A 24,786-nucleotide genomic window follows, 5' to 3' on the forward strand; every position below is an offset into this window, starting at 1 on the left:
AAATGGTGACCCGCAGGCGATTCGAACGCCTGACCCTCTGATTAAAAGTCAGATGCTCTACCGACTGAGCTAGCGGGTCATATTGGCTGGGATACCTGGATTCGAACCAGGGAGATGACAGAGTCAAAGTCTGTTGCCTTACCGCTTGGCTATATCCCAATGTTAATGGTGGAGGAGGGCGGATTCGAACCACCGAACCGAAAGGAACTGAGTTACAGTCAGCCGCGTTTAGCCACTTCGCTACTCCTCCAAATGGTGCCGGCTAAAGGACTTGAACCCTCAACCTACTGATTACAAGTCAGTTGCTCTACCAATTGAGCTAAGCCGGCTTTACTTTACTTTTAAATGGTGGAGGCTAACGGGCTCGAACCGCTGACCCTCTGCTTGTAAGGCAGATGCTCTCCCAACTGAGCTAAGCCTCCATTTATCAGTGCCAATACATATTATCATTATCTGAGATATTAGTCAATAATTATTTTAAATTTTTTTAAATTTTTAAAGTGAAAAGTTAAATTCCACTTTAGTATTTCTTAAAAATGATTTTAGATAGATTTATGTCACTGAATTGAATAAATCTTTTATAATTAAAAAGACGATCCTAAAAAGATCGTCTTATTAGCTATTAATAACCTGGTTTACCTAATAGTTTAAACATATTCTTTTTGTAAACTTCAACACCTGGTTGATTGAATGGATTAACTCCAAGTAAATATACTGACATAGCACATGACATTTCAAAGAAGTAAACCATATATCCAAATCCATAAGCATCCATTTTATCCATTGTAATTAAAATATTAGGAACACCACCAGTATTTACATGAGCATCAATTGTACCTTCACAAGCTTTTTTATTTACATAATCAACAGTTTTTCCAGCTAAATAGTTTAATCCATCTAAGTTATCTGGATCGCTAGGAATATTAACATCACTGATTGGTTCTTTAACTTGGAAAATAGTTTCATAAAGAACTTTGCTTCCTTCTTGGATAAATTGACCTAATGAGTGTAAATCAGTTGAGAATGTAGCACTTGTTGGTAAAATACCTTTACCTTCTTTACCTTCTGATTCACCATATAATTGTTTCCACCATTCAGCAACCATAGCGAATTGTAATTCATATGTTACAAACATTTCAGCAGGATATCCAGCTTTGTGTAAAATTTGACGAGCAATTCCATAACGGTAAGCATCATTTTGACTCAAATCACTAACACCATATTTTACCATGGCATCTTTAGCACCTTTTAACATTTCATCAATGTCAATTCCAGCCATAGCAATTGGGAATAATCCTACTGGTGTTAAAACAGAATAACGACCACCAACATCATCAGGAATAACAAAAGTAGTATATCCTTCTTCAGTAGCTAATGTTTTTAAAGCTCCTTTTGCTTTATCAGTAGTTGCGACGATTCTTTCTCTAGCACCATCTTTTCCATATTTTTCTTCGCACATTTCTTTGAAAATTCTAAATGCGATTGAAGTTTCTGTTGTAGTACCTGATTTTGAAATAACATTGATTGCAAAATCTTTACCTTCAAGATAATCAATTACTTGTTTAATATAGTTTGAAGAGAAAGTGTTTCCGACATAAATAATTTCTACTTTATTTGTTGGGAATAAACCATTGATAGCTTCAATAGCAGCACGAGCACCTAAATAAGATCCTCCGATTCCACAAACTAGTAAAACATCAGTTTTTTCTTGTAAAGCAGCTGCTTTTTCTTTGATTAATTCTACTTCAGCTTTATCATAATTTTCTGGTAATTCTACCCAACCAAGAAAATCATTTCCTGCTCCAGTTTTGTTGTGAATCATATCATGGATTTCATTTGCTTTATCTTGATATGATTCAACAGCTTCAGTTAATTTAGCTTTAGTTAAATCTAATGTAATCATTCTAATTTTCCTCCGTGATTCCTTGTTTGATCCATATTTGCATAGCTGCAGCTAATGGTTTAAAACCATTAGGTGTTTCTACGATCGTTCGTCTGGGATTTTTATAGTAAACACGTTTATTGCGTCTACGATATCGATTATCAATAGCTTTAAGGCTTAGTCTGGCGTGATTGGTCTGTTCATCAAAATCAATTACTTTAACTTTAAGAGTTTGACCAATCTTAACAAAACTATCAATGCTCTTAACAAATTTATCTGATATTTCAGAGATATGGATTAGACCTGTAGAATTATCAGGTAAACTCGCGAAAGCACCATATGGTTGAATACCAGTGATTTTTACATCAACGATATCACCACGTTTTATTTTTTGGCTCATTAAATAATCACTCCCTACTGATGTATTATAGCATAAAATTTTCGAAAATATTTCTTTTTCATAATTTTTTTATTTGAATAATCATATTTATTTAAAAATATTTTTTTTGTGGTAGAATATATTAGGTAAAAAGAGGTGATATTAATGGATAGTACATATGAACAAGTTGAAAAAGTGATTAATAAATTACGACCATACTTAAATCGAAATGAAGGTGATATACATTTAATAGATATTAAAGACGGGATAGTTTATGTAAAAATGCTGGGTGCTTGTGCTGGATGCAGTTTTTTAGATGAAACTTTAAAAGATGGTGTTGAACAGATTTTAATGGAAGAAGTACCAGGTGTTTTAGAAGTCCGTAGTGTCGAAGAACCATTGTTTTAAAAAAATGAGACAAATTTGAGACAAAATACCGGTAATTTTATGCTACAATATTAATGGTTATTAAATTGCTTGCATAATTGTATCAGATGTATTAATATTAGTTTATCATTTTTTAGAATATTATTATGTTATTTATACAAACTAAGTTAAGGTGATTAGTTATGAATAAAAATAATATCCGTAAACAAAAAATGATAGCTAGTATTTTATTAGATATTGGTTTAGATGATGAAATTATCGAAACGATTACATCATTGACCAAAGAAGAAATTGAACAAATAAATAAAAAAGACTCTTATTAAGAACTACGAGATGAAGATCGATGATGTAGTGGCAACCCTATATTAAATTAGAAGGTGCCTGACTGAGCAAGGTTACACTTGAACAATGAGAGAAGGCTTCCTAAATATGTTTGCTTTCTCTTTAGGAAGCTTTTTTATTTATGAAAGGAGAAAGTTATGAAAGAAAAAGTTTTATTTACATCAGAATCAGTTTCAAAAGGACATCCAGATAAAGTTTGTGATCAAATTAGTGATGCTATCTTGGATGCTTGTTTAAAAGAAGATCCTAATTCTAGGGTTGCTTGTGAAGTTTTTGCAACTACAAATTTAGTAGTAATCGGTGGTGAAATCACAACTTTAGCTAATGTTGATTATGAGCAGGTTGCCCGTGATGTTTTAAAGGATATTGGATATGATGAAGATGAAAAAGGAATTGATTATCGGACTTGTAAAATTCAGGTAGTAATGGATAGTCAATCACCAGATATTGCACTAGGGACTAATGATGAAATAGGTGGTGCTGGCGATCAGGGAATAATGTTTGGATATGCTTGTAAAGAAACTGAAGGATACATGCCACTTTCAATTTCTTTAGCGCATCATTTAGTTCGTTATGCAACAGAAAAGAAAAATAGTGGTGAATTTAAAAATGCTCGGCCTGATATGAAAGCTCAAGTTACTATTGATTATACTGAAGATGAACCTAAAATCGATACGATTTTAATGTCAATTCAACATGATCCGGACTTTGATGAAAGTGCTTTTAAAAAATATATCAAAGAAGAAATTATGGATGCAGTGGTAAAAAAATATAACTTGAATACTGATTATCGAGTTTTAATTAATCCAACTGGACGCTTTGTTATCGGGGGACCTCATGGTGATACTGGTTTAACTGGTAGAAAAATTATTGTTGATACTTATGGAGGGGTTGCTCGCCATGGTGGTGGTGCTTTTAGTGGTAAAGATCCATCAAAAGTCGATCGTTCAGCAGCCTATATGTTGAGATACATCGCTAAAAACATAGTAGCTGCTGATTTATGCGATAAAATTGAAATACAGGTTTCTTATGCAATCGGAGTAAAAGAACCAACTTCAATTTATGTTGAAACTTTTGGCAGTGAACATGTAAGTAAGGATACTATCATCAAAGCTATTCGGGAAAACTTCGATTTAACACCTGGAGGTATTATTAAAACATTAGATTTAAGACGGCCAATTTATCGTCAAACAGCAGCCTACGGGCATTTTGGTCGCCCTGATTTAGATTTACCTTGGGAAAAATTAGATAAGGTTTCTGATCTAAAGAAATATCTTTTATAAGAATATAAAAAAGTTTTTATTTGAATTAAATGAAAAAACTCGATTAATTCGAGTTTTTTTGTTTGATTATAAATTTTGGGGAAATTTTGTCAACATTTTAAGTGTAAATTTACTGATTTATATTGTATAATAATTATATACAAAAGGAGGAGTTCTTATGAAAATCTCAGTAAGAGGAAAAAACATTGAAATCACTGATGCAATTGAACAGAAGATTTCAAAAAAATTATCAAAGCTAGATAAATATTTTATAGTAAGCGATAATGTTGAAGCTAAAGTATTATGCCGTGTCTATCCATATGGACAAAAGGTAGAAATTACTATTCCAACTGAATATGTATTACTAAGAGCTGAAGTCGTTGAAGAAGATTTATATAATGCAATTGATCTAGCAATTGATAAATTAGAAGGACAAATTAGAAAATATAAGACACGTTTAAGTCGTAAATCAAAGGATAATAAACTAGCATTTAATCTGTCTTCAATTGAAGATGTCGAACCTGAAGAAGACGTTTTGGTAAAAGTTAAATCTATTACTCCAAAACCAATGGATATGGAAGAAGCAATTATGCAAATGGAATTAATTGGACATTCATTCTTTGTTTATCGTGATGCCGAAACCGATTCAATCAGTATTGTATATCGTCGTAATGATGGAGATTATGGATTGATTGAAACTGAATAATAAAAAAAGCCTTCGGGCTTTTTTATTTTAAATTGCAACCTTGATAGTAATCTTTTTTTACCATCATTTTATCAATATCATTTAAAATAGTTACTTTTTTAATTGACCACAATGGAGCAACTAAGTCATCAACTTTACCATCACCTGTCAATCTTTCAATAACAATTTGTTCTGGAATATAGGTCAGTTGATCACAAACAAGTTCAATATATTCTTCTCTTGATAACATAGAAAAAGCTTCTTGATGGTACAATTGATGAAGTTTTGTTCCTTCAATAATATAGAGCATATGAATTTTTAAAGCTTGAATATCCAAATTTCCCACTGTTTTGGCAGTTTCCAGCATCATTTCTTTAGTTTCGCCAGGTAGACCATTGATTATATGGACACAAACATTTATCTTTAGTTTTCTTAATTTAGATAAACCATCTAAAAATTCCTGATAAGTATGTCCACGATTGATTAATTTACCAGTTTGATCATGGATAGTTTGCAGTCCTAGTTCTACCCATAGATCAACACGTTGATTCAATTTATCCAAATAATCTAAAACATCGTCAGCTAAACAATCCGGGCGAGTTGCAATACTAATTGCGACTACGTCTTTTTTATTAACAAATGGTTCAATACAATTTTTAATTTTTGCTACAGGACCATATGTATTGGTATTAGCTTGAAAATAAGCAATATATTTACAGCCCGGCCATTTGTGATTTAAAATCTGACTCACTTGTTCAAACTGCATTTCAAGAGAATCTTTAACATTTCCAGCAAAATCTCCTGAACCACTGGCACTACAAAAAATACAGCCCCCAATACCTTTGGTACCATCACGATTAGGACAGGTAAAACCGGCATTAAGACCAACTTTAGCTACTTTGCAATGATATTTATTTTTTAAATAATAATTGAATGTATGATAACGTTTATTATCATTACTATATTTAAATTGATTCATATTTATCACCATTGGCATTATAACATATTTATATAAATAGATAAAAGATGGAGGCACATATGGGATTACAATTAATTAATATTTTCAAATCATATACCTTTGGTAAAAATAAACAACGGGTATTAAATAATCTAACGATTAAATTTCCACGGCAGGGATTAGTAGCCATTATCGGAAAGAGCGGTACTGGAAAATCGACATTATTAAATATTATCGCCGGAATTGAAAAGCCAGATGGTGGAAAAGTAATGATAGATGGTCATTCGCTGGATTATCGGGAAATTGCTAATTATCAAAGTCATTATATTAGTTATGTTTATCAGTTTTATAATCTGATTCCAGCTTTAACGGTCAAACAAAATCTAATGATCATTACAGCAATCAAAGGTGTTGATTTTAAGACGATAGAAACTAAAATGATTGATTACAGTTATAAATTACAGATAAATCATTTACTAGATTCCTATCCAGATGAATTATCAGGTGGCCAAAAGCAACGGGTCGGTTTGCTACGGGCATTTTTGGGCAATACACCTATTTTATTAGCTGATGAGCCAACTGGTGCCTTAAATTATCATCAGAGTCAGCAAGTTATGAATTTGCTTAAAGATTATGCTCGAAATCATTTGGTGATTGTAATTTCTCATAATCGGTCTTTAATAAAAAAATATACAACTTTAATAGTTGATCTTGATGATAACCAGGATTTTTATGATTTTAAAATTAATAAATATCATAAATATTCAACCCAATATCCACCAAAACAGTCTAAACGGCTGTTTTTTTATATTAAGCAGCAAATCAGATATCAAAAAGCAAAACTAGTAATGATGTTCATATCACAGCTTTTTATTATTTTAGCCTTTGTCTTATTGTTATCAGCGTGTAATGGTGGCTGGCAGTTTCTTGAAAGTCGTTTTCAAAGTGATCCCTTAAAAAATATTATTGAAGTTTATCAAAGTGATTACAATGTTGCTAATTTTTCTGATAGGGCAATTAAGAAATTTAAAGAAAATAAAAGTATTGAAAGTGTGAGCTATAAATTAGATTTTAATCGCGGATATTTTAATGATTTGCAGTTAACAGGTTATCAGATGACAAAAAGCTACGAATTAGATTATCAGGCAGGAAAATATCCTAAATCTACTAATCAGGTTTTAATAAATCAAGATGCAGCCAGTCAGTATGATTTAAAAATTGGAGATTCGCTTGAGTTTGTTTTTAATGAAATAACTTATTCATTTACAATTACCGGCATCATTAATGATTATGTTAATCAAGGAGATAATTTTTATGTTGACGTTAATTATTTACAGGTAGATTTGAGGGAGGCTTTAGAAACTGAAGATATTTTAATTTTAGAAAGTAATAATGTAAAACAGGTGATAAATGATCATAAAGATGATTATTTGATGGTAAGTTATCACTTGGAGTATATTGAAAGTTATCAGTTACTTTTTGATTTGGCTCAAATGGTTGTGATGATATTTATTGTTATTAGTTTTATGATTTCAATGATTTTAATAAGTATTATTTTAAAAACGATATTTATTGAAAGGAAAAGAGATACGAGCTTGCTTCTAGCTAATGGGATGAAAAAAGTCCAAATAGTTAATCTATTTAGTTTAGAAGCAACAATAATTGGTTTTTTTATTGGATTATTTGGTAGTGTTTTTAGTTTGATAGTTTTAAAATTACTAGCAATATTTAAAATCAGTGAAAAACTTTTTAATATCAGCAATTTATTTGTTTTGCCTGGTGATTTTTTTATGTCATTAGATCTTTATGGATTATTAATTGGAATATATATGCTGGTATGTTATTTTGCCGGATTACAGGCAGCAATTAAGATAAATAAAATGGATGTTAGTATTCTATTAAAAGAAAATTAATAATTTAAAAGTAAAAGAAAGGAGCAGTTACATTTAATTCAATCATATATTTGATTTAAAGTAACAAATAATAATATGCTGGAAATAAGAAATTTAACTAAGATATATGATGAGGTAATCATAGATAATTTATCAGTTACATTTCCGGGTACTGGTATGGTCATTATCGTTGGTGAATCGGGCTGTGGCAAAACAACATTATTAAATATTATTGGTGGCATAGATTATGAATATTCTGGTGATATTTATTTGGATAATCGTAATATTCATAGCATCTCTCATTATTGTCGAAAACATATAGGTTTTATTTTTCAAAACTTTAATTTGATCAATTGGCTGAATATCCAGGAAAATTATTTATTACCACGTTTTTTCACTAAAATAATCTTTAAACGAGCTATTGATGATCAGGTCGAAAAATTAGAATTAAAAAAATTTAGGCGTAAAAAGGTTAAAGTTTTATCAGGAGGTCAAAAACAGCGAGTAGCTTTATTAAGAGCTATGATAAAAAACGTTGATATTTTATTATGTGATGAACCTAGTGGTTCTTTAGATAATGAAAATGCTAAAATCGTTTTTGAACTTTTAAAGCAGGAAGCTAAGGAACGATTGGTTATTGTAATTACCCATGATGACGTATTAGCTAGACAATACGCTGATTGTTTATATCAGATGAAAGATGGTAAATTAATCAAACAAAACAATGAAATAAAACATGAAAGCTTTTATCCGCGATTAAAACAATCAAGGTTACCATTTTCGATGATCAAATTAGCTTTTTATCAGTATAAAGCTAATTTGTCTCGGAATATTAAGATGACATTTGGTATTGTTTTAGCTATTTTGAGTATCATGATTACCTTTACTTTAAGTGGCTCTTTAAAGCAACAAGTATTAAAACAAGTGGCTAATATTTTTCCTGATCAAATGGTTTCATTTCAAAAAATAAATCATCAGGTTATAAGTTATGATGAATTACTTGCCTTAAAAGAATTTGATAATAATATTTATCTTTATGGGGAACCGGTTAATTATGAGTTTATAGGAATTTCATTGAATCAAGATTATGATATTGAAAAAACGATTTATATAAGTGATATGACCAAAAAAATTAATGAAAATGAACTTGAATATGGGCGTTTTAGTTCCAATAGTAATGAAATAGTGTTATCAAAAACGACTGCCATGCATTTAAGCCCAGATTTTTCTAATTTGATTGGAAAGCAGGTATATGGATTTTATTTGTCAAATGATGAAATTAAAAGTATATTATTAAAAATAGTTGGGATTAGTGATGAAGTGACGATTTTTGATACGATGTATATTGAAGAGTTAGCCAATTATCAACATATTAGTGAGATATTTGAAATTGATAAGTCACAAATTGCTACTCAGTTGGCAATGATGACTTTAAAATATCAAAAAGATGTCTCATCGGATATCAATAAATTAAAAGAAGATTATTCTAATTTGGATGTAAAAATTGCTGGTGATGATATTTCAAATCGGGTAAATAGTTTATTGGAGCAAGTTCAAAAAGTATTGTTACTTTTTTCTGCTCTAGCAATAGTAGCAGCTACTTTTTTAATTGGTGAGGTCTTATATTTATCGGTTGTTGAAAAAACTAAAGATATTGGGATTTTTAAATGCATAGGTGCCAGTAAAGGACAAATTTTATTGCTGGTATTGCTTGAAAGTTTTATTATTGTTACGATTAGTTTTGTATTAGCTAGTTGTTTATTTATCCAAACGGTTAATATTTTAAATGAATTAATTATGAAAGCTTTACAGCTTAAAGATAATTTTATTATTATTGATTATTGGTTAATAATTTTGATTTATATAATTGCTGTATGTTTAGGCATTAGTAGTTCATTGTTGCCGGCAGTTATAGCCAGTCATTTAAATCCAGTCAAGGCATTAAAATATCAAAGTTACTAAATTAAAAATCTGTAAAATATTCTTGTTATTTACAAATATTCATGATATCATAAACTATGTTGAAAATCGATGATTAGGAGTAGTAGTAATTGAATTTTTTATAGAGAGTCAGTGGCTGGTGGAAACTGATAGAATAGATTATGAACTCGCCTAGGAGATGCAGTAGTGAAAAATAGTAGTTACTGCCGTTAACTGCGTTAAAGTTTTAAGCGCTAAGCATTTTATGCTTGGAACTAAGGTGGTAACGCGATATTAAGTCGTCCTTAGAGGGACGACTTTTTTATTTTAAGGAGGAACTATAAAATGCCGTTTGATCACAAACAAATCGAGCCAAAATGGCAAAGATATTGGGAAGAACACAAAACATTTAAGACTGACTGTTATGATGACAGTAAACCAAAATATTATTGTATGGATATGTTCCCATATCCATCAGGTAATGGGTTGCATGTAGGACACCCAGAAGGATATACTGCAACTGATATTGTTTCTAGAATGAAAAGAATGCAAGGATATAATGTTTTACATCCAATGGGATTTGACTCATTTGGTTTACCTGCAGAACAATATGCTATCCAAACTGGTCATCATCCAGCTGAATTTACTAAGAAAAATATTGATGTTTTTAGAAAACAAATTAAATCATTAGGTTTTTCTTATGATTGGGATCGTGAAATTGCTACTAGTGATCCAAAATATTATAAATGGACCCAATGGATTTTTACTAAATTATATGATATGGGACTTGCTTATATCGACGAAATTCCAGTAAACTGGTGTCCAGAATTAAAAGCTGTATTGGCTAATGAGGAAGTAATTGACGGAAAAAGCGAACGTGGGGGTTATCCAGTAATTCGTAAACCAATGCGTCAATGGGTATTGAGGATTACTGAATATGCTGAAAGACTTTTAAGTGATCTTGATGATTTGGATTGGCCTGAAGCCACTAAACAAATGCAAAGAAACTGGATTGGTAAATCAGTAGGAGCAAATGTTGATTTCAAAATTGATGGAACTAATAAAGTATTTACTGTCTTTACAACTCGGGCTGATACTTTATTTGGGGCTACTTACTGTGTTATGGCTCCAGAACATCCTTATGTTGTTGAAATTACTACTCCAGAACAAAAGGAAGCTGTTGAAGCTTATAAAAAAGCTTGTGCCAGCAAATCTGATTTGGAAAGAACTGAATTAAATAAAGACAAAACAGGTGTATTTACTGGTGCTTATGCTATTAATCCAGTTAATAATAAGAAAATTCCTATCTGGATTTCTGATTATGTTCTTGCAAGCTATGGAACTGGGGCAATCATGGCAGTGCCTGCTCATGATGAACGTGACTGGGAATTTGCGAAAAAATTCGGACTTGATATTATTCCAGTTCTTGAAGGTGGTAATATTGAAGAAGCTGCTTATATTGAAGATGGGGTACATATCAATTCTGATTGGTTAAATGGATTAGGAAAACAAGAAGCAATTGATAAAATGATTGCCTGGTTAGAAGAACATCATTGTGGTGAAAAGAAAATATCATACAAATTAAGAGACTGGTTATTCTCTAGACAACGTTACTGGGGAGAACCAATTCCAATTATTCATATGGAAGATGGTACAATGAGAACTGTTCCACTTGAAGAATTACCTTTGGAACTTCCAGCAACTAAAAACTTCCAGCCACATGATAGTGGGGAATCACCACTTGCAAATTGTGAAGATTGGTTAGAAGTAGAAATTGATGGTCAAAAAGGACGTCGTGAAACGAATACTATGCCACAATGGGCTGGATCATGCTGGTATTATATTCGATATATTGACCCACATAATGATAAAGAAATCTGTGATCCTAAATTATTAGAAAAATGGCTTCCAGTTGATTTATATGTTGGTGGGGCAGAACATGCCGTATTACACTTATTGTATTCACGTTTCTGGCACAAAGTATTATATGATTGTGGTGTAGTAAAATGTAAAGAACCATGGCAAAGATTATTCCATCAAGGAATGATTTTAGGAAGCAACAATGAAAAAATGTCTAAATCAAGAGGAAACGTTGTAAATCCTGATGATATTGTTAATTCTCATGGTGCTGATGCTTTACGTTTATATGAAATGTTTATGGGTCCATTAGAAGCTGCTTTACCTTGGTCTACTAATGGATTAGATGGATCTCGTAAATGGCTTGATCGTGTTTATCGTTTATTTATTGAACAAGATAAATTAAGTGATGAAAATGATCATAGTTTGGATCGAGTTTATCATCAAACTGTTAAAAAAGTTACTGATGATTTTGAAACATTAGGATTTAACACTGCTATTTCACAAATGATGATTTTCATTAATGAATGTTATAAAGCACCTAGTGTTTATAAAGAATATGCATTTAATTTTATTAAAATGCTTTCATGTATTGCTCCTCATGTCTGTGAAGAAATGTGGCAATTATTAGGACATGATGAATCAATTGCCTATGAACCATGGCCAACATATGATGAAAGTATGTTAGTTAGTGAAACCGTTGAAATGGGTGTTCAAGTTAACGGTAAATTAAGAGCTAAAATTCAAGTTGCTAAAGATGCTGATGAAGAAACAGTTAAGAAAGCTGCTTTTGAACAAGAAAATGTTCAAGCTCATACTAACGGAAAGAATATCGTTAAGATAATCGTAGTAAAAAATAAGATTTGTAATATCGTAGTAAAATAAAAAAATAGCTATCTTTAAGCTTTATTCAAAGAAAATCAATTATTGCAAAGATTGTTTAGCAGCTGTTATTAAATAGTTGTTATTTAAAAGACGTTAGTGTTTACTAACGTCTTTTGTTATTTGAAGTAATCTTATTTATATATGAATGCTGTAATGAATATTGTATCAAAAGTAACTTTAATATGATATTATATTAAATAGATAATTATTTAATATTTGGAGAGCGTTATGAACGATGAAAAAAGAAGAAAATTACATTTAGTATTGTATACTATAGGTTTAATTATCAGTATATTTGCTTTATATACCTTTATTTTTGTTTTTGATAATGGTATTGGCTGGAAAATATTTTTACTAATTATTGCAATTGGCTGGTTGATATCTGCAATTTCAGGAATAATAAAAAACTTAAATCGATAAAAAGTATATAATTATCTTTTGAAAATTGATCGTAGAATTTGATAAATAGGAGAATAGAAATGAATTCAAATAAACCAATAGCTAATGATGTTACTGTAATTATTACTAGTTATAATCAAAAAAAGATGATTTTAGAAGCTGTCAGTTCGTTATGCAATCAGACCCTTTTACCAGCTAAAATTATAATTGTTGATGATGGATCAACAGATCAAGAATCGATTAATATTTTACAGGAGATTGAAAATATCTATCGGGATATCGTTGAAATTGAGGTAATTAAACAAGAGAATCAAGGAGTATCAGCTGCTAGAAATACGGGAATTTCACAGGTGCAAACGGAACTAGTTTTAATATTAGATGGTGATGATAAATTAGAACCATCGTATTTACAAAAAGTCCGACAATTATTATTGAGTGATGAGCATATGATTGCCGCCTCATCATGGATGAAAACTTTTGGGGTTTTACAAGCTGATATTCATCCTTCGGGTGGCACTATTAAAGAGTTTTTATCACACAACTGTGCTCCAGCAACGCATATGTTTTATCATCAAATTTGGAAACAATGTGGTGGTTATGATGAAACGATGAAAACTGGTTTTGAAGACTGGGATTATTTTTTAAATATGTTGGAAGTAAAGCAGACTGGTTATATTGGAATCATTGAAGAAGGTCTGATTAATTATCGCACAATTCCAGTTTCAGCTAATATCAAAAGTATGTCAAAACGTTTAGATTTAATGAAGTATATAATAAATAAACATCAAGCATTTTATCAAATTTATTTGACAGATGTAATTTTGGATATGGAAGCAATTTCGATTTCCAGGCTTACAGGCTGGGAAAGTGAAATCAATAATTCTTTGGCTAATGAACGTTTATTAAGTGATGAATCAAAGGAGTTTATGAAACAGCCAACTTATGGCGATGGTGGTATGGCCATGACAGTTAGAGTGGCTTCTAAAAATCGATGATCATAAAAATTTATATTAGATAATTAATAGGAGCATGATGAATAAATCAGGCTCCTATTTTTTTGTTTGTTTGATATTTTTTAATTAATTGATACAAAAGAGGTTTTAATAAATTTTCATTTTCTTTTAAATAGCAGCAATAAAACGTTGCTTTAGCTTCAGGATCATCGATTGGAATACATTTACGATTTTTAGGATTATCATTAATTTTGACCATATAATCACTTGTAAATGAAGGTAATGATGATAATTCAACTAAATCATGAAAAACGCTACGATCTTGTTGCAACAAAAAGCGACTATGAAGCATTGTTTGAAGATGAATTTGATACCAAAAACCAATATTACTCATCAACAACATTTTTTCGCCATCCATATCTTTAAATTTTAAACTATGATTATTAGCCAATCGATGATCAGCAGGCAATGCAAAGTATAATTGTTCTTCCATAAAAGCAATGCTTTCAATTAATTCATCATTAATTTGATATGGTAAGATAATTAAATGATAATCTTTATTTTTTAATTTCTCTAGTAAATCATCAGTATTCTTTATCTCACTTTGAATAGTTTTATCTTCAAATATGGCAGTAGCCATTTGGGCTAAATAAATATTAGGGGCTGGAGCACAAGAGCCAATTGAAATAATATGCTGGGTGCGATCAAAGGATTTAATTTGATCTGTCATTTTTTCAAGATTATCAAGTATTTTATTTGCTAATTCAACTGCTAGAATTCCTGTTTTATTAAGAGTAATACTATTTTTAGTCCGATTAAATAATTCAACATCTAATTCTTGTTCTAATTTTTGCATTGAGCGGGTCAAGACTGGCTGTGAGATATGCAATTCTTTAGCAGCCTTCGACAAAGTTTGATACTTATCATAAGCAACTAAATGATATAGTTGTTCAATTTCAATCATCGAATAACCTCCTTGACTATTCTATTTTATTATAGCAGATTTCTCAGCTGATTAAGATAATAAAAATAAAGTAAAGTTCTAAATTACTAGTTTTTGATACAAAAGATTTTTGTAGATGAGTTGTTTTTTAAACAATTAGTTAGATAAAAAGAATAAAAAAGCTATTGACTTATAGTTTACTATAAGTATTAAGATTTAATTAGTAAAAGTTGATAAATAAAAAGTAAAGGAGGAAAAAGCAATGAGATTATCAGGAAAAATTGCCTTGATTACCGGTGGCGGTACAGGAATTGGTTTAGATATTGCTAAAAGCTATGTTCGTGAAGGTGCTTATGTTTATATCACTGGAAGACGTGAAAATAAATTACAAGAAGCCGTTAATAGTATTGGGAAAAATGTGGCCTATGTCGTTAGTGATGTTACCAAAAAAGAGGATATGCAGAAGGTGGCAGATAAGATTAAAGAAGAAAAAGGAAAGTTAGATATTTTAATTTGTAATGCCGGGGTTGGTAATTATGTTGCTTTAGAAGATGTGACAATTGAAGAATTTAATCGAGTTATGTATACCAATGTTTTAGGTACTTATTACTGTGCCCAAGTTTGTTTGCCTTTAATGAAACCTGGGTCAACGATTATTTTAAATACTTCAGTAACAGCCTCACTGGGATTACCAAACTTTAGTTTATATATAGCAGCTAAATCAGCGATGAAATCATTTATCCATACATGGACAAGTGAATTAAGAGATCGCAAAATACGCGTTAATGCTTTAGCTCCAGGTATAATTCCAACTGATGCAGCTGGAAAAGAATTAGGCAGAGATCCTGCAAAAGAAAAAGAAGTTCAAGAGTATCGCTCTACATTGATACCAGCAGGTCGTGTCGGTAATGTTAAAGATACTTCAGCTGCAGCTGTATTTTTAGGATCCGATGAATCAAATTATATTAATGGGGTTGAAATTTTAGTTGATGGTGGCTTAGCTGCTATTTATCCGGTGAAGTTATGATGGATGAGTTAAATAATTTTGGCGAAGAATTAGTAACTTTTATTTCAGAAACTGAATTATTAAAAGTTCCTGAATTTTATTACGATGCCTTGTTGAATTATCTAGGAGTAACTTATCTAGGTGCTAAACAACAGGCGATTTCCATCGTATTAAAAACGTTATTAGATGATCACCAAGGTAAGTTTCAGCCTTTAAATCGCTTAGAAAAAGTATCGTTATTAGATGTGGCATTAGTAGATTGCTTTTCTTCAGCAATTCAAGCCTATGATGATATTCACTTTACTACCACTACCCATCCATGTGGACCAGTATTGAGTGCTATTTTAGCATTAGCGAGAATTCAAAAAATTTCACTTAAAGAAGCTTTGAACGCTTTATATATAGGAATGGAAGTTGAATGTCGCGTAGCCACCTTATTATTTGATCAAACTGATAGTAGTTCTAATTGGTATACTACAGGAATTGCCGGAGGCATAGGTGCCACAGGAGCTTTAAGCCATCTACTTAAATTTAATCGCCAACAAATTAAAAGTGCTATAGGATTGGCTAGTAATCTAGCATCAGGAATCCGTGGCAGTCATGGATCAATGACCGGAAGTTTTATTCCAGCAATTACCTGCCAAAATGGATTAAAAGCAGTCATGTTAGTTAAAAATGGTTTTACTTGTTCATTTAATTCTTTTATTGGTCAAAATGGTTTGGTTAGGACAATTACAAAAAATCCAGCGATCAATAGTGCTGGAAATGATTTTAATCATAATTTTTTGTCAATGAAAGTTTCATGTAAACCATATCCATATGGCTTCATCGCTTTTGCAACAATTGCAGCATTATCAAAAGTTAACGTGAATATTTCAAAAATAAAAGAAGTTAAAGTAATGGTATCACCACGAGTAAAACAATTAGGAGCCAATTATGATGTTAAAACAATGTATGATGGTTTTGTTTCATTACCATATATTATCAGTCATCTTTTAATTGACTATCAAAATGCTCATATACCATTAGATGATGATTTTAAAGTGACAGAAGATGAAAGGAATTTGATGAAAAAAGTCAAAATTCTAGAAAATATTGAATATGGAGATCAGGAAGTTAAAATTATAATTGATGAGCATGAATATTATATAAATGATGCTCCGGGATCAATTGCTCATCCAATGCAACATCAGGAAGTTATCAATAAATTTATTAAAATTACCCAATTTAAACAATCAGAGCAATTTATTAATGCATTGTATCAACAGGAAATTGATGATATTTATCAATTTATTATTACAAATTTAAATGAAAAAATTAAAAAAGTTATTGACTTAGAGTTAACTATAAATACTAGAATATAAATAAAGAGATAAGATAAATTTAAATTAAAAATATAGAGGAGGAAATTGAAAATGAAAACATGGTTAATTACAGGATGTTCAAGTGGAATTGGGGCAGGAATTGCCAAAGCAGTATTAAAAAGTGGTGATCAGGCAGTCATAACTGCTAGAAATAAAAATAAAGTGGCTGAAATTGTTAAAGACTATCCAGATACAGCTTTAGCAGTTTCACTAGATGTTTGTGATAATGAAAGTATAAAAAATGCAATAAAAGAAGCAAATGAAAAATTTGGAACAATTGATGTCTTAGTTAATAATGCTGGATATGGTTATCGTTCAGCAATTGAAGAAGGTGAAGTTGAAGCTGTTCAAACCTTATTTAATACTAATGTTTTTGGACCAGTTGAATTAATTAAAGCTGTTTTACCAGGAATGAGAGCTCAAAAATCTGGATTTATAATTAACGTTACTTCAATTGCAGCAGCAAGATCGGCAATTGGATCTGGATATTATGCATCATCAAAAGCAGCATTAGAATTACTTACAAACGGATTGATGAAAGAAGTTGCTCCACTTGGAATTAAAGTAATGGTTGTTCAACCAGGGGCATTTAGAACAAGATTTTATGATGGTGAATCATTAAAAGGTTCAGCAACTGAAATTTCTGATTATGCTGAAACCGCTGGTAAAACTAGAGTAGGACGTTTTGAAAATAAACATGCACAACCTGGCGATCCTGATAAAGCAGGTGAAGTAATTGTAAATGTTGTCAATGGTGATAAACAACCAGAAATCTTATCATTAGGTAGCGATGCTGTTAGAGCGGTTAAAGCAACTTTAGAAGCTAAACTAGCAGAATTAGAAGAATGGGCTGATGTATCGGCTCAAAGTGATTTTGATAAATAAAGTGTTATAAAATAATAAAGGAGAATGAAAAGATGTGTAAAGTACAATTAGGAAAAACTGATATGTATGTTAATGTGATTGGTTTAGGATGTATGGGATTATCTCATGCCAGTGGAACACCAACACCTAGAGAAGAAGCAATTGAAGTTTTAAGAAAAGCACATGAAATTGGATATGATTTTTATGACACAGCTGAATGTTATACTGGAGTATATCCTGATGGAAGTATTAGTTATAACGAAGAATTAGTTGGTGAAGCAATTAAAGATTTTAGAGATGAAATTGTTTTATGTACTAAATTTGGAGTAACTCATAAAGGAGATCATCTAGAATTAGATAGTTCACCTGAAAAAATCAGATCATCTTTAGAAGGATCACTAAAAAAATTACAAACAGATCATGTTGATATTTACTACCAACATCGAATTGATCCTAAAGTAGAACCAGAAGTTGTTGCTGGAGTTATGAAAGAATTAATAGCTGAAGGAAAAATAAAAGCTTGGGGAATTTCTGAAGTTAATGAAGAATATTTAAGAAGAGCTCATGCTGTTTGTCCAGTAACGGTAATTGAAAATCGTTATTCTATGATGGCAAGATGGCATGAAAACTTAATGCCAGTATGTCAAGAATTAGGAATTACTTATGTTGCATTTTCACCAATGGCTAATGGAGCATTAACTGGTGCTTATCAGTCTAAAAAAGATTTTGGTAATGGCGATCAAGATTTTAGACCAGATATGCCTCAATATAGTGATGAAGGTATTAAAAAGACTAACGAATTATTAGAGGTTGTCAATGAAATTGGTGAAAAACATCATGCTAATAGTGCTCAAATGTCATTAGCTTGGATGATCAATAAATATGACTTTATCATCCCAATTCCTGGATCAAGAAAAGTTGAAAGATTGCAATCTAATTTTGAAGCTGGAAATGTTGAATTAAGTAAAGAAGAAATCAAAATTATTGATGATAAATTAGATTCTATGGAATTCAAAGTATTTGGTGGTCATTAATAAAATTAGTTTTTAGTCCTAATATCAGTTTTGATATTAGGATTTTTTTTATTAATTATCTTAAAAAGCTTGACTGTATGGTAAGAATATAGTGTTAAATAAAGGCAGAAAAAAGGTTTAATGCTTATAAAAAACATACAATTATAATCACGATAAATGACATAAACTTTATCATCGTTATTAAAACTATAATGATTTGGTTTTTGATCAGGTTTTTTAACTGTACAGTAAAGAAATTTTGTTTTTTGCTTAAAACAAAAAAGTTATTTCCAAAATCAATCAGTAATCGTTTTACTGTTTAATAAATAAAAAAGTAGATATTATTATTAAAGATTGGAGAGTACTATTATGAGCTTTATAAGATTTTCAATGTTTGCTTTATTAAAGGATTTTAAAAACAATTTACATTATTTATATTCTATTATTATTTTAAGCACAATTAATTTGGTATTTTCTAATATTAACTATCATCAAAATTTGAAAGTCGATATGGAAGTTAATCAATTTGGAAATATGATTCCCAGATATACTAGTTTTGTTGTCTTTATCAATATTGCCTTTGCAATCGTTTTGGCAATTTATGCATATTCGTATTTATTAAATAAAAAGAATCTAGAAATTAAAATATTAAAAATTTCCGGTGGTGGTCTAAAAAAAGTAGGATTATTTTTATTGATACAAAATTTCTTTTTAATTATTATTGGTTCGATAATAGGAATTTTAATTGGATCATTGTTAATACCAATTAGTAATAAGATTATTTTTGATTATCTTGGTATAAATGATACATATTTTTTATATCATAGTTCTTCGTTTATAGATTGGATAAATATTAATCTTATTGTAATGGTAGTTACTGGTATTTTAGGATTTGGTTATGTTCAAAAAAATGAAATAAAACAAACAACATACGATATTTTAAAAGATAACAGAAAAATTAAATTTTCTGGTGGGTTTTATATATTTCTATATTTAGCAGGAATAGTGATGTTTATTACTTCTAAAGAAGTAACTTATGGTGGAGTTGCGTTTTCTTTGATAGGTTGCTGTGGAGCCTCAGGAATTATAAAAACTAAATTATGTGATGTTATCAAAGAAAGAAAAGAACGAATTGACTACGTTGATAAAATAAAAAATATTACTTATTCTAATCTGATTTTTTCACTAAAAGCAAATAGGATGTTAATACTGGGAATGTTGTTTGTATCAACGGTTATGTTGTCATGGGTAATTGGTAGTTTGCAGATCAAAGAGGACTTTATTATTGCTTTAATATCATATATCTTTTCGCTGATTTTATTAGCATTAAGTACATTGTTTAATTATATGATAAATTTTAATGTAAATAATCAAGATTATGTATTATTGTATAAAAATGGGTATACTTTAAAGCTTTTAAAAAAAGTTGTTTTTGAACAAATAGTTCAGTTTTATTTTACTATCTTTATATTTTCATTTATTTATATAATATTAATTTTTATTCATCCAATTATTAATGGAAGTATTAATATAGTGACTTCAATTATCATGATCTTTTTATATGTTGTTTTAATTATAAGTATCTCATTTTTAACATTATGTTTAGCTAAAAAGAGTATGATAAAAAAACTAAAAGAAAATATTTGAAGTATATTTATGTATAATGTAGTGGAGGAAGTGTGAAAATAAAATTTGTTATTAATCGAAAAAAATAAAGACATAGTAGATATTGCTTATGAAAAAAGTAAATCGAATAGTAATATCCTAAATTTATTTAGGTTAATGATAAATTAAAATTTTTATTGTATGTTTGTGTCCGACCGACGAAGGCGGACGGAAATGGAGGAAAATATGAATAAAATTTTAGAAGTAAAACAATTAAGTAAAATATATGATGAGTTTTCATTGAATCCGATAAAGGCTTTAAAGGGAATCGATTTTTCGATGAATGATGGTGATTTTGTATGTGTCATGGGTCCTTCAGGTGCAGGTAAATCAACTTTTTTAAATTGTATTTCATTGGTTGATAAAGTTTCTTCGGGACAGATTAATATGTTTGGTAGAGAATTAGCTGGTTTAAGTATTGATGAAATTGCTGAATTTAGACATAAAAATGTCGGTATTATTTTTCAAGATATTAATTTACTTAATTATTTAACGATATTTGATAATATTGCTATTCCATTAGCTTTATATAATGAAACAAAAGAGAGAATAAAAACAAAGATTGATAAATTAGCGAAAATAATGGAAATAGAATCACTTTTAAACAAGTATCCATTTGAATGTTCTGGGGGACAAAAACAGAAAATTGCAATCTGTAAGGCCATAATAAATGATTCAAAACTAATTATTGCCGATGAACCAACTGGTAATTTAGACAGTGATAATACCCATGAACTAATGAAGTTATTTGTTGAATTGAATAGGCAAGGAAAGAGCATTTTAATAGTTACCCATGATCCAATGGTGGCGTCTTATTCAAATAAGATGATTTATATAAAAGATGGTTTGATTCAAGGAGAAATAAATAGAAATGGTCATAATCAAACAGAATATTATTATAAAATAGTAAAAATGACATCGAAAGAGTCATTAAAGATATTAAAATAATATAAAATAAAGCTGTTGGACTTATAAAAAATGGCATAAAAGAAAATGTAATTATCTCGGGTTTTAAAAATTAATTCTTTTATTTTTAGCAAGAATATAGACCAATTAGGAGGTTAAATAGAATGAAAACCCATGAAGTTGAAAAATTATTAGGGATTACTAAACAGGCGTTGATTTATTATGAAAAAGAAAACTTAATTAATCCTTCACGCGATGAAAATAATTATCGTAATTATAATGAAGATGATTTACGACTTTTAAAACTTATTTTGATGTTACGATCATTAGATTTATCAATCGATGAAATCAAGCTTATTTTAAATAATCAATTATCAATTAGAGCCTGTCTATTAAATAAGCAGCAATATTTACAAAAATCTAAAAATGATATCGAAGAAATTGAACAGCGAATAAATGAATATATTAAAAGAATAAAAGTAAAATTAATTTTAAATGGTCATGTAGCTAATGAAGATAATCGCTATGTAGAATTGTTTATTGATAATCAGGGATGGAAATTTTCAAAACAAGAACTCAGCTGGGAACAAATTCAATCAATTGATATTTCGATTTGTCTATCAAAAGGTGAAGATGGCCGTTATTATGCAGTTTATAATTTATATTTTATTTGTCTTGATATTAATACAGTTAATGATACTTATTCATTTGAAATTATGAATGATAGTATTACGGGTGAATTTTTTACTTTTATTAAGAAATATGATCTAAAAATCAATGATCCAATGAATTTAATCGAAATTTATCAAAGATATCCCGATTCACTATCAAGATACAAGTATATTAATCGAAATTTTCACACTTGGAACAAGCAATATAATTTAGATGTTGCTAAAGATAATCATTTTACGGTAATTAAAGAAAATATAGAAATTTTGAAGAAAATCAAAGAGCAGGGATCACCTCAAAGCAATTTTAAACAATTGATAGTAAAAATGAAAGATATTTTATCAAGACTCAATAAAAAATAATATCAAATTTGCCAAGTTCAAAAGAGACTATACATTATCAGTTAAAATGATGTATAATATAGTTATATGAAAACGGTTTAATTATTTGGAGGTAGAGAAGATGAGTTTTCCAAAAGGCTTTTTATGGGGTGGTGCTGTGGCAGCCAACCAATGTGAAGGTGCTTATTTAGAAGATGGAAAAGGATTATGTGTTCCTGATATGTTATTAGGTGGTGATGTAAATACCCCAAGAACATTCTTACCAAAAACTGATCCTGATGCTTTTTATCCAAGCCATGAAGCAGTAGATTTTTATCATCATTATAAAGAAGATATTGCTTTATTTGCGGAAATGGGATGGAATGTTTTTAGATTTTCAATTAACTGGGGACGTATTTTTCCTAATGGTGATGATGAAGAGCCTAATGAAGCTGGTTTAAAATTCTATGAGGATGTAATCGATGAATGTCATAAGCATGGAATGGAGCCATTAATTACTTTATGTCATTATGAAATTCCATGGAATATTGTAACTAAATATAATGGTTTTTCTGATAGACGAGTTATTGATTTATTTGTAAAATATGCAACTACATGTTTTAAACGTTACAAAGATAAAGTTAAATATTGGTTAACATTCAATGAAATTAATATTGCTTGTATGGGTGAAGGTGGTATTGGTAATCTTTATGGATTAGGAATGATGGATCCTGAAGATATTAATTCTGATCATCGTATCCCTTTAACTGAATTAAAAAGTGATTCACAAAAAACATTTGAAGCATTACATAATGAATTTGTTGCCAGTGCTTTAACAGTAAAAGCTGGTCATGAAATAAATCCAGATTTTATGATTGGAAACATGATAGCTCATACAACTGTTTATCCATTAACACCAAATCCAAAAGACATCTTGGCAGCTTATGATGAAGATGATTTTAAGAATAATTTCTGCGGTGATGTTCAAGTTCGTGGTGAATATCCATCATATATGTGGCGTTATTTTAAAGAACATGGAATCGATACGTCATACATTACTGAAGAAGATAAAAAGATCTTAAAAGAAGGTACAGTAGATTTCTATACATTCTCTTATTATCAATCTAATTGTATCACTGTCAACAAAGATGCTGAAATGACTAAAGGTAATATGACAGTTGGAGCTAAAAACCCATATCTTGAAGCTAGTGATTGGGGATGGCAAATTGATCCAGACGGATTACGTTATACATTGAAGTTATTAAACGGTCGTTATCCACATACACCATTAATGATCGTTGAAAATGGTTTAGGAGCATTTGATAAAGTAGAGGAGGATGGATCTATTCATGATGATTATCGAATTGCTTATTTAAAACCACATATTGCAGCGATGAAAGAAGCAATTGAAGATGGAGTACCACTAATTGGTTATACTACATGGGGACCAATTGACTTAGTATCTGCTGGAACAGGTCAATATGCAAAACGTTATGGTTTTATCTATGTAGATCGTCATGATGATGGAACTGGGGATTTTTCTCGTAAGAGAAAAGATTCATTCTATTGGTATAAAAAAGTTATTGCCTCTAATGGTGAAGATCTAGACTAAAAAAACTGCACAATGAAGTGCAGTTTTTTTATAATTGATACATCGATTTTAATAATTCTTTACCAGTTTTTGTTTTAAAATAGTGCTCAGCAAAATTGCTAATTGCTTCATGACTATAATTAGATTCCTGTGCATTAACCAAATAATCAGCTTCAATTAAAATCTGATAATCAGTACCTTCAATTTTATCTAAAGTATGATGATGACCAACTAAATAAGCAACACGCTCAACAACCTTAGGCTCTAATTTAAAAGGTGCTAAAAATTCTCTTACTAATATTTGACCTTCTTTTTCTTGATATTTGCCATTAGTATTACCATATTTTTGGCGACATAATGGACAGGCAATATCATGACAGATAGCGGCAATTTCTAAAATAAATTGTGTTTTACTATCGAGGTTTTCTAATTCACCGATTGTTTTACTATGACACCATACTTTGATTAAATGATTAATATCATGATGATTTCCATTTGAAAATTCAATCATGGCTTTCATTATTTCTGAAATCATATTTTCACCCAACTTTCTATTAGTATTATAGCATAACAATTAGTGGATTAAATAATTAATTATTAATATAACAGTATATAACAGTTGACAACAGTATTATACTGTTATA

Annotated in this window: 22 protein-coding genes, 5 tRNA genes, 1 riboswitch and 1 other annotated feature; of the genes, 17 read left to right on the forward strand and 10 right to left on the reverse strand. The window is 29.9% G+C overall.

Annotation, left to right across the window (positions count from 1 at the left end; all coding sequences use genetic code 11):
• Positions 1–3 precede the first annotated feature (3 nt).
• The 7 genes from Q0K54_RS10025 to Q0K54_RS10055 all read right to left on the reverse strand — a co-directional run bounded on the left by Q0K54_RS10025 (position 4) and on the right by Q0K54_RS10055 (position 2,282).
• A tRNA-Lys gene (locus tag Q0K54_RS10025) sits at positions 4–79 on the reverse strand.
• 4 nt (positions 80–83) lie between these two features.
• Positions 84–159: transfer RNA gene (locus tag Q0K54_RS10030), tRNA-Gln, on the reverse strand.
• Between the two features lie 7 nt (positions 160–166).
• Positions 167–250, reverse strand: a tRNA-Tyr gene (locus tag Q0K54_RS10035).
• A 3-nt stretch (positions 251–253) separates the two neighbouring features.
• Positions 254–329 (reverse strand) — tRNA-Thr (locus tag Q0K54_RS10040).
• A 17-nt stretch (positions 330–346) separates the two neighbouring features.
• Positions 347–422: transfer RNA gene (locus tag Q0K54_RS10045), tRNA-Val, on the reverse strand.
• Between the two features lie 200 nt (positions 423–622).
• Entirely contained in the window at positions 623–1,903 is a 1,281-nt protein-coding gene (locus Q0K54_RS10050) for a glucose-6-phosphate isomerase (RefSeq protein WP_294580841.1), read from the reverse strand.
• Position 1,904: 1 nt separating this feature from the next.
• Positions 1,905–2,282 (reverse strand): CvfD/Ygs/GSP13 family RNA-binding post-transcriptional regulator, encoded by a 378-nt coding sequence (locus Q0K54_RS10055; protein ID WP_294580844.1) that lies wholly within the window; start codon positions 2,280–2,282, stop codon positions 1,905–1,907.
• 144 nt (positions 2,283–2,426) lie between these two features.
• Here Q0K54_RS10055 and Q0K54_RS10060 point away from each other — a divergent pair, with 144 nt between their 5' ends.
• The 4 genes from Q0K54_RS10060 (at position 2,427) to hpf (ending at position 4,958) form a co-directional block, all read left to right on the forward strand.
• Positions 2,427–2,669, forward strand: a complete 243-nt coding sequence (locus Q0K54_RS10060) for a NifU family protein (RefSeq protein ID WP_294580847.1) — start codon at positions 2,427–2,429, stop codon at positions 2,667–2,669.
• Between the two features lie 161 nt (positions 2,670–2,830).
• Entirely contained in the window at positions 2,831–2,971 is a 141-nt protein-coding gene (locus Q0K54_RS10065; RefSeq protein ID WP_294580850.1) for a hypothetical protein, read from the forward strand.
• Positions 2,962–3,063: riboswitch (SAM riboswitch) on the forward strand. Its footprint overlaps the gene before it by 10 nt.
• 64 nt (positions 3,064–3,127) lie before the next feature.
• Positions 3,128–4,273, forward strand: coding sequence for a methionine adenosyltransferase (gene metK, locus Q0K54_RS10070; protein ID WP_294580853.1), 1,146 nt, complete (start codon positions 3,128–3,130; stop codon positions 4,271–4,273).
• Positions 4,274–4,430: 157 nt separating this feature from the next.
• Positions 4,431–4,958 (forward strand): ribosome hibernation-promoting factor, HPF/YfiA family, encoded by a 528-nt coding sequence (hpf, locus tag Q0K54_RS10075; RefSeq protein WP_294580856.1) that lies wholly within the window; start codon positions 4,431–4,433, stop codon positions 4,956–4,958.
• Positions 4,959–4,980: 22 nt separating this feature from the next.
• Here hpf and Q0K54_RS10080 read toward each other — a convergent pair whose 3' ends face one another.
• The gene (locus Q0K54_RS10080) at positions 4,981–5,916 is read right to left on the reverse strand and encodes a TIGR01212 family radical SAM protein (RefSeq protein ID WP_294580859.1); all 936 of its coding nucleotides are present in this window, start codon (positions 5,914–5,916) and stop codon (positions 4,981–4,983) included.
• 59 nt (positions 5,917–5,975) lie between these two features.
• On the opposite strand from Q0K54_RS10080, the gene Q0K54_RS10085 reads away from it, so the two are divergent.
• The 5 genes from Q0K54_RS10085 (at position 5,976) to Q0K54_RS10105 (ending at position 13,843) form a co-directional block, all read left to right on the forward strand.
• Positions 5,976–7,808: an ATP-binding cassette domain-containing protein gene (locus Q0K54_RS10085; protein ID WP_294580862.1), complete on the forward strand. Its 1,833-nt coding sequence runs from the start codon at positions 5,976–5,978 to the stop codon at positions 7,806–7,808.
• A 75-nt stretch (positions 7,809–7,883) separates the two neighbouring features.
• Positions 7,884–9,749, forward strand: a complete 1,866-nt coding sequence (locus Q0K54_RS10090) for an ATP-binding cassette domain-containing protein (protein WP_294580864.1) — start codon at positions 7,884–7,886, stop codon at positions 9,747–9,749.
• Between the two features lie 60 nt (positions 9,750–9,809).
• Positions 9,810–10,017 (forward strand) — a binding site (T-box leader).
• A gap of 35 nt (positions 10,018–10,052) precedes the next feature.
• Positions 10,053–12,449 carry a leucine--tRNA ligase gene (gene leuS / locus Q0K54_RS10095; protein ID WP_294580866.1) on the forward strand — a complete coding sequence of 799 codons (2,397 nt, stop codon included), beginning with the start codon at positions 10,053–10,055 and terminating at the stop codon, positions 12,447–12,449.
• 228 nt (positions 12,450–12,677) lie between these two features.
• On the forward strand, positions 12,678–12,869 hold the full coding sequence (locus tag Q0K54_RS10100) for a hypothetical protein (protein ID WP_294580869.1): 192 nt from the start codon (positions 12,678–12,680) through the stop codon (positions 12,867–12,869).
• A gap of 59 nt (positions 12,870–12,928) precedes the next feature.
• Positions 12,929–13,843 carry a glycosyltransferase family A protein gene (locus Q0K54_RS10105; RefSeq protein WP_294580871.1) on the forward strand — a complete coding sequence of 305 codons (915 nt, stop codon included), beginning with the start codon at positions 12,929–12,931 and terminating at the stop codon, positions 13,841–13,843.
• A 46-nt stretch (positions 13,844–13,889) separates the two neighbouring features.
• Here Q0K54_RS10105 and Q0K54_RS10110 read toward each other — a convergent pair whose 3' ends face one another.
• The gene (locus Q0K54_RS10110; RefSeq protein ID WP_294580873.1) at positions 13,890–14,765 is read right to left on the reverse strand and encodes a LysR family transcriptional regulator; all 876 of its coding nucleotides are present in this window, start codon (positions 14,763–14,765) and stop codon (positions 13,890–13,892) included.
• 241 nt (positions 14,766–15,006) lie between these two features.
• Here Q0K54_RS10110 and Q0K54_RS10115 point away from each other — a divergent pair, with 241 nt between their 5' ends.
• The 8 genes from Q0K54_RS10115 (at position 15,007) to Q0K54_RS10150 (ending at position 24,163) form a co-directional block, all read left to right on the forward strand.
• Positions 15,007–15,771 (forward strand): SDR family NAD(P)-dependent oxidoreductase, encoded by a 765-nt coding sequence (locus Q0K54_RS10115; protein ID WP_294580875.1) that lies wholly within the window; start codon positions 15,007–15,009, stop codon positions 15,769–15,771.
• A complete protein-coding gene (locus Q0K54_RS10120; RefSeq protein WP_294580878.1) occupies positions 15,771–17,114 on the forward strand; it encodes an MmgE/PrpD family protein in 1,344 nt (447 codons plus the stop codon). The genes Q0K54_RS10115 and Q0K54_RS10120 overlap by 1 nt, the downstream gene beginning before the upstream one ends.
• Before the next feature lie 51 nt (positions 17,115–17,165).
• The gene (locus tag Q0K54_RS10125) at positions 17,166–17,999 is read left to right on the forward strand and encodes an oxidoreductase (protein WP_294580881.1); all 834 of its coding nucleotides are present in this window, start codon (positions 17,166–17,168) and stop codon (positions 17,997–17,999) included.
• A gap of 32 nt (positions 18,000–18,031) precedes the next feature.
• Positions 18,032–19,012: an aldo/keto reductase gene (locus tag Q0K54_RS10130; protein WP_294580882.1), complete on the forward strand. Its 981-nt coding sequence runs from the start codon at positions 18,032–18,034 to the stop codon at positions 19,010–19,012.
• 348 nt (positions 19,013–19,360) lie between these two features.
• Positions 19,361–20,638, forward strand: a complete 1,278-nt coding sequence (locus Q0K54_RS10135; protein ID WP_294580885.1) for an FtsX-like permease family protein — start codon at positions 19,361–19,363, stop codon at positions 20,636–20,638.
• Between the two features lie 204 nt (positions 20,639–20,842).
• Positions 20,843–21,604 carry an ABC transporter ATP-binding protein gene (locus Q0K54_RS10140; protein WP_294580887.1) on the forward strand — a complete coding sequence of 254 codons (762 nt, stop codon included), beginning with the start codon at positions 20,843–20,845 and terminating at the stop codon, positions 21,602–21,604.
• 122 nt (positions 21,605–21,726) lie between these two features.
• A complete protein-coding gene (locus Q0K54_RS10145; protein WP_294580890.1) occupies positions 21,727–22,593 on the forward strand; it encodes a MerR family transcriptional regulator in 867 nt (288 codons plus the stop codon).
• Between the two features lie 100 nt (positions 22,594–22,693).
• Positions 22,694–24,163 carry a glycoside hydrolase family 1 protein gene (locus Q0K54_RS10150; RefSeq protein WP_294580891.1) on the forward strand — a complete coding sequence of 490 codons (1,470 nt, stop codon included), beginning with the start codon at positions 22,694–22,696 and terminating at the stop codon, positions 24,161–24,163.
• A gap of 28 nt (positions 24,164–24,191) precedes the next feature.
• Here Q0K54_RS10150 and Q0K54_RS10155 read toward each other — a convergent pair whose 3' ends face one another.
• Positions 24,192–24,677 carry an HD domain-containing protein gene (locus tag Q0K54_RS10155; RefSeq protein ID WP_294580895.1) on the reverse strand — a complete coding sequence of 162 codons (486 nt, stop codon included), beginning with the start codon at positions 24,675–24,677 and terminating at the stop codon, positions 24,192–24,194.
• Positions 24,678–24,786: the final 109 nt, after the last annotated feature.

The organism is uncultured Thomasclavelia sp. (assembly GCF_944324745.1).
Lineage (GTDB): Bacteria > Bacillota_I > Bacilli_A > Erysipelotrichales > Coprobacillaceae > Thomasclavelia.

Coding starts and splice junctions, on each gene's coding strand:
- Q0K54_RS10050 (WP_294580841.1), bottom strand. CDS start 1,903: ATGATTACATTAGATTTAACTAAAGCTAAATTAACTGAAGCTGTTGAA.
- Q0K54_RS10055 (WP_294580844.1), bottom strand. CDS start 2,282: ATGAGCCAAAAAATAAAACGTGGTGATATCGTTGATGTAAAAATCACT.
- Q0K54_RS10060 (WP_294580847.1), top strand. CDS start 2,427: ATGGATAGTACATATGAACAAGTTGAAAAAGTGATTAATAAATTACGA.
- Q0K54_RS10065 (WP_294580850.1), top strand. CDS start 2,831: ATGAATAAAAATAATATCCGTAAACAAAAAATGATAGCTAGTATTTTA.
- metK (WP_294580853.1), top strand. CDS start 3,128: ATGAAAGAAAAAGTTTTATTTACATCAGAATCAGTTTCAAAAGGACAT.
- hpf (WP_294580856.1), top strand. CDS start 4,431: ATGAAAATCTCAGTAAGAGGAAAAAACATTGAAATCACTGATGCAATT.
- Q0K54_RS10080 (WP_294580859.1), bottom strand. CDS start 5,916: ATGAATCAATTTAAATATAGTAATGATAATAAACGTTATCATACATTC.
- Q0K54_RS10085 (WP_294580862.1), top strand. CDS start 5,976: ATGGGATTACAATTAATTAATATTTTCAAATCATATACCTTTGGTAAA.
- Q0K54_RS10090 (WP_294580864.1), top strand. CDS start 7,884: ATGCTGGAAATAAGAAATTTAACTAAGATATATGATGAGGTAATCATA.
- leuS (WP_294580866.1), top strand. CDS start 10,053: ATGCCGTTTGATCACAAACAAATCGAGCCAAAATGGCAAAGATATTGG.
- Q0K54_RS10100 (WP_294580869.1), top strand. CDS start 12,678: ATGAACGATGAAAAAAGAAGAAAATTACATTTAGTATTGTATACTATA.
- Q0K54_RS10105 (WP_294580871.1), top strand. CDS start 12,929: ATGAATTCAAATAAACCAATAGCTAATGATGTTACTGTAATTATTACT.
- Q0K54_RS10110 (WP_294580873.1), bottom strand. CDS start 14,765: ATGATTGAAATTGAACAACTATATCATTTAGTTGCTTATGATAAGTAT.
- Q0K54_RS10115 (WP_294580875.1), top strand. CDS start 15,007: ATGAGATTATCAGGAAAAATTGCCTTGATTACCGGTGGCGGTACAGGA.
- Q0K54_RS10120 (WP_294580878.1), top strand. CDS start 15,771: ATGGATGAGTTAAATAATTTTGGCGAAGAATTAGTAACTTTTATTTCA.
- Q0K54_RS10125 (WP_294580881.1), top strand. CDS start 17,166: ATGAAAACATGGTTAATTACAGGATGTTCAAGTGGAATTGGGGCAGGA.
- Q0K54_RS10130 (WP_294580882.1), top strand. CDS start 18,032: ATGTGTAAAGTACAATTAGGAAAAACTGATATGTATGTTAATGTGATT.
- Q0K54_RS10135 (WP_294580885.1), top strand. CDS start 19,361: ATGAGCTTTATAAGATTTTCAATGTTTGCTTTATTAAAGGATTTTAAA.
- Q0K54_RS10140 (WP_294580887.1), top strand. CDS start 20,843: ATGAATAAAATTTTAGAAGTAAAACAATTAAGTAAAATATATGATGAG.
- Q0K54_RS10145 (WP_294580890.1), top strand. CDS start 21,727: ATGAAAACCCATGAAGTTGAAAAATTATTAGGGATTACTAAACAGGCG.
- Q0K54_RS10150 (WP_294580891.1), top strand. CDS start 22,694: ATGAGTTTTCCAAAAGGCTTTTTATGGGGTGGTGCTGTGGCAGCCAAC.
- Q0K54_RS10155 (WP_294580895.1), bottom strand. CDS start 24,677: ATGATTTCAGAAATAATGAAAGCCATGATTGAATTTTCAAATGGAAAT.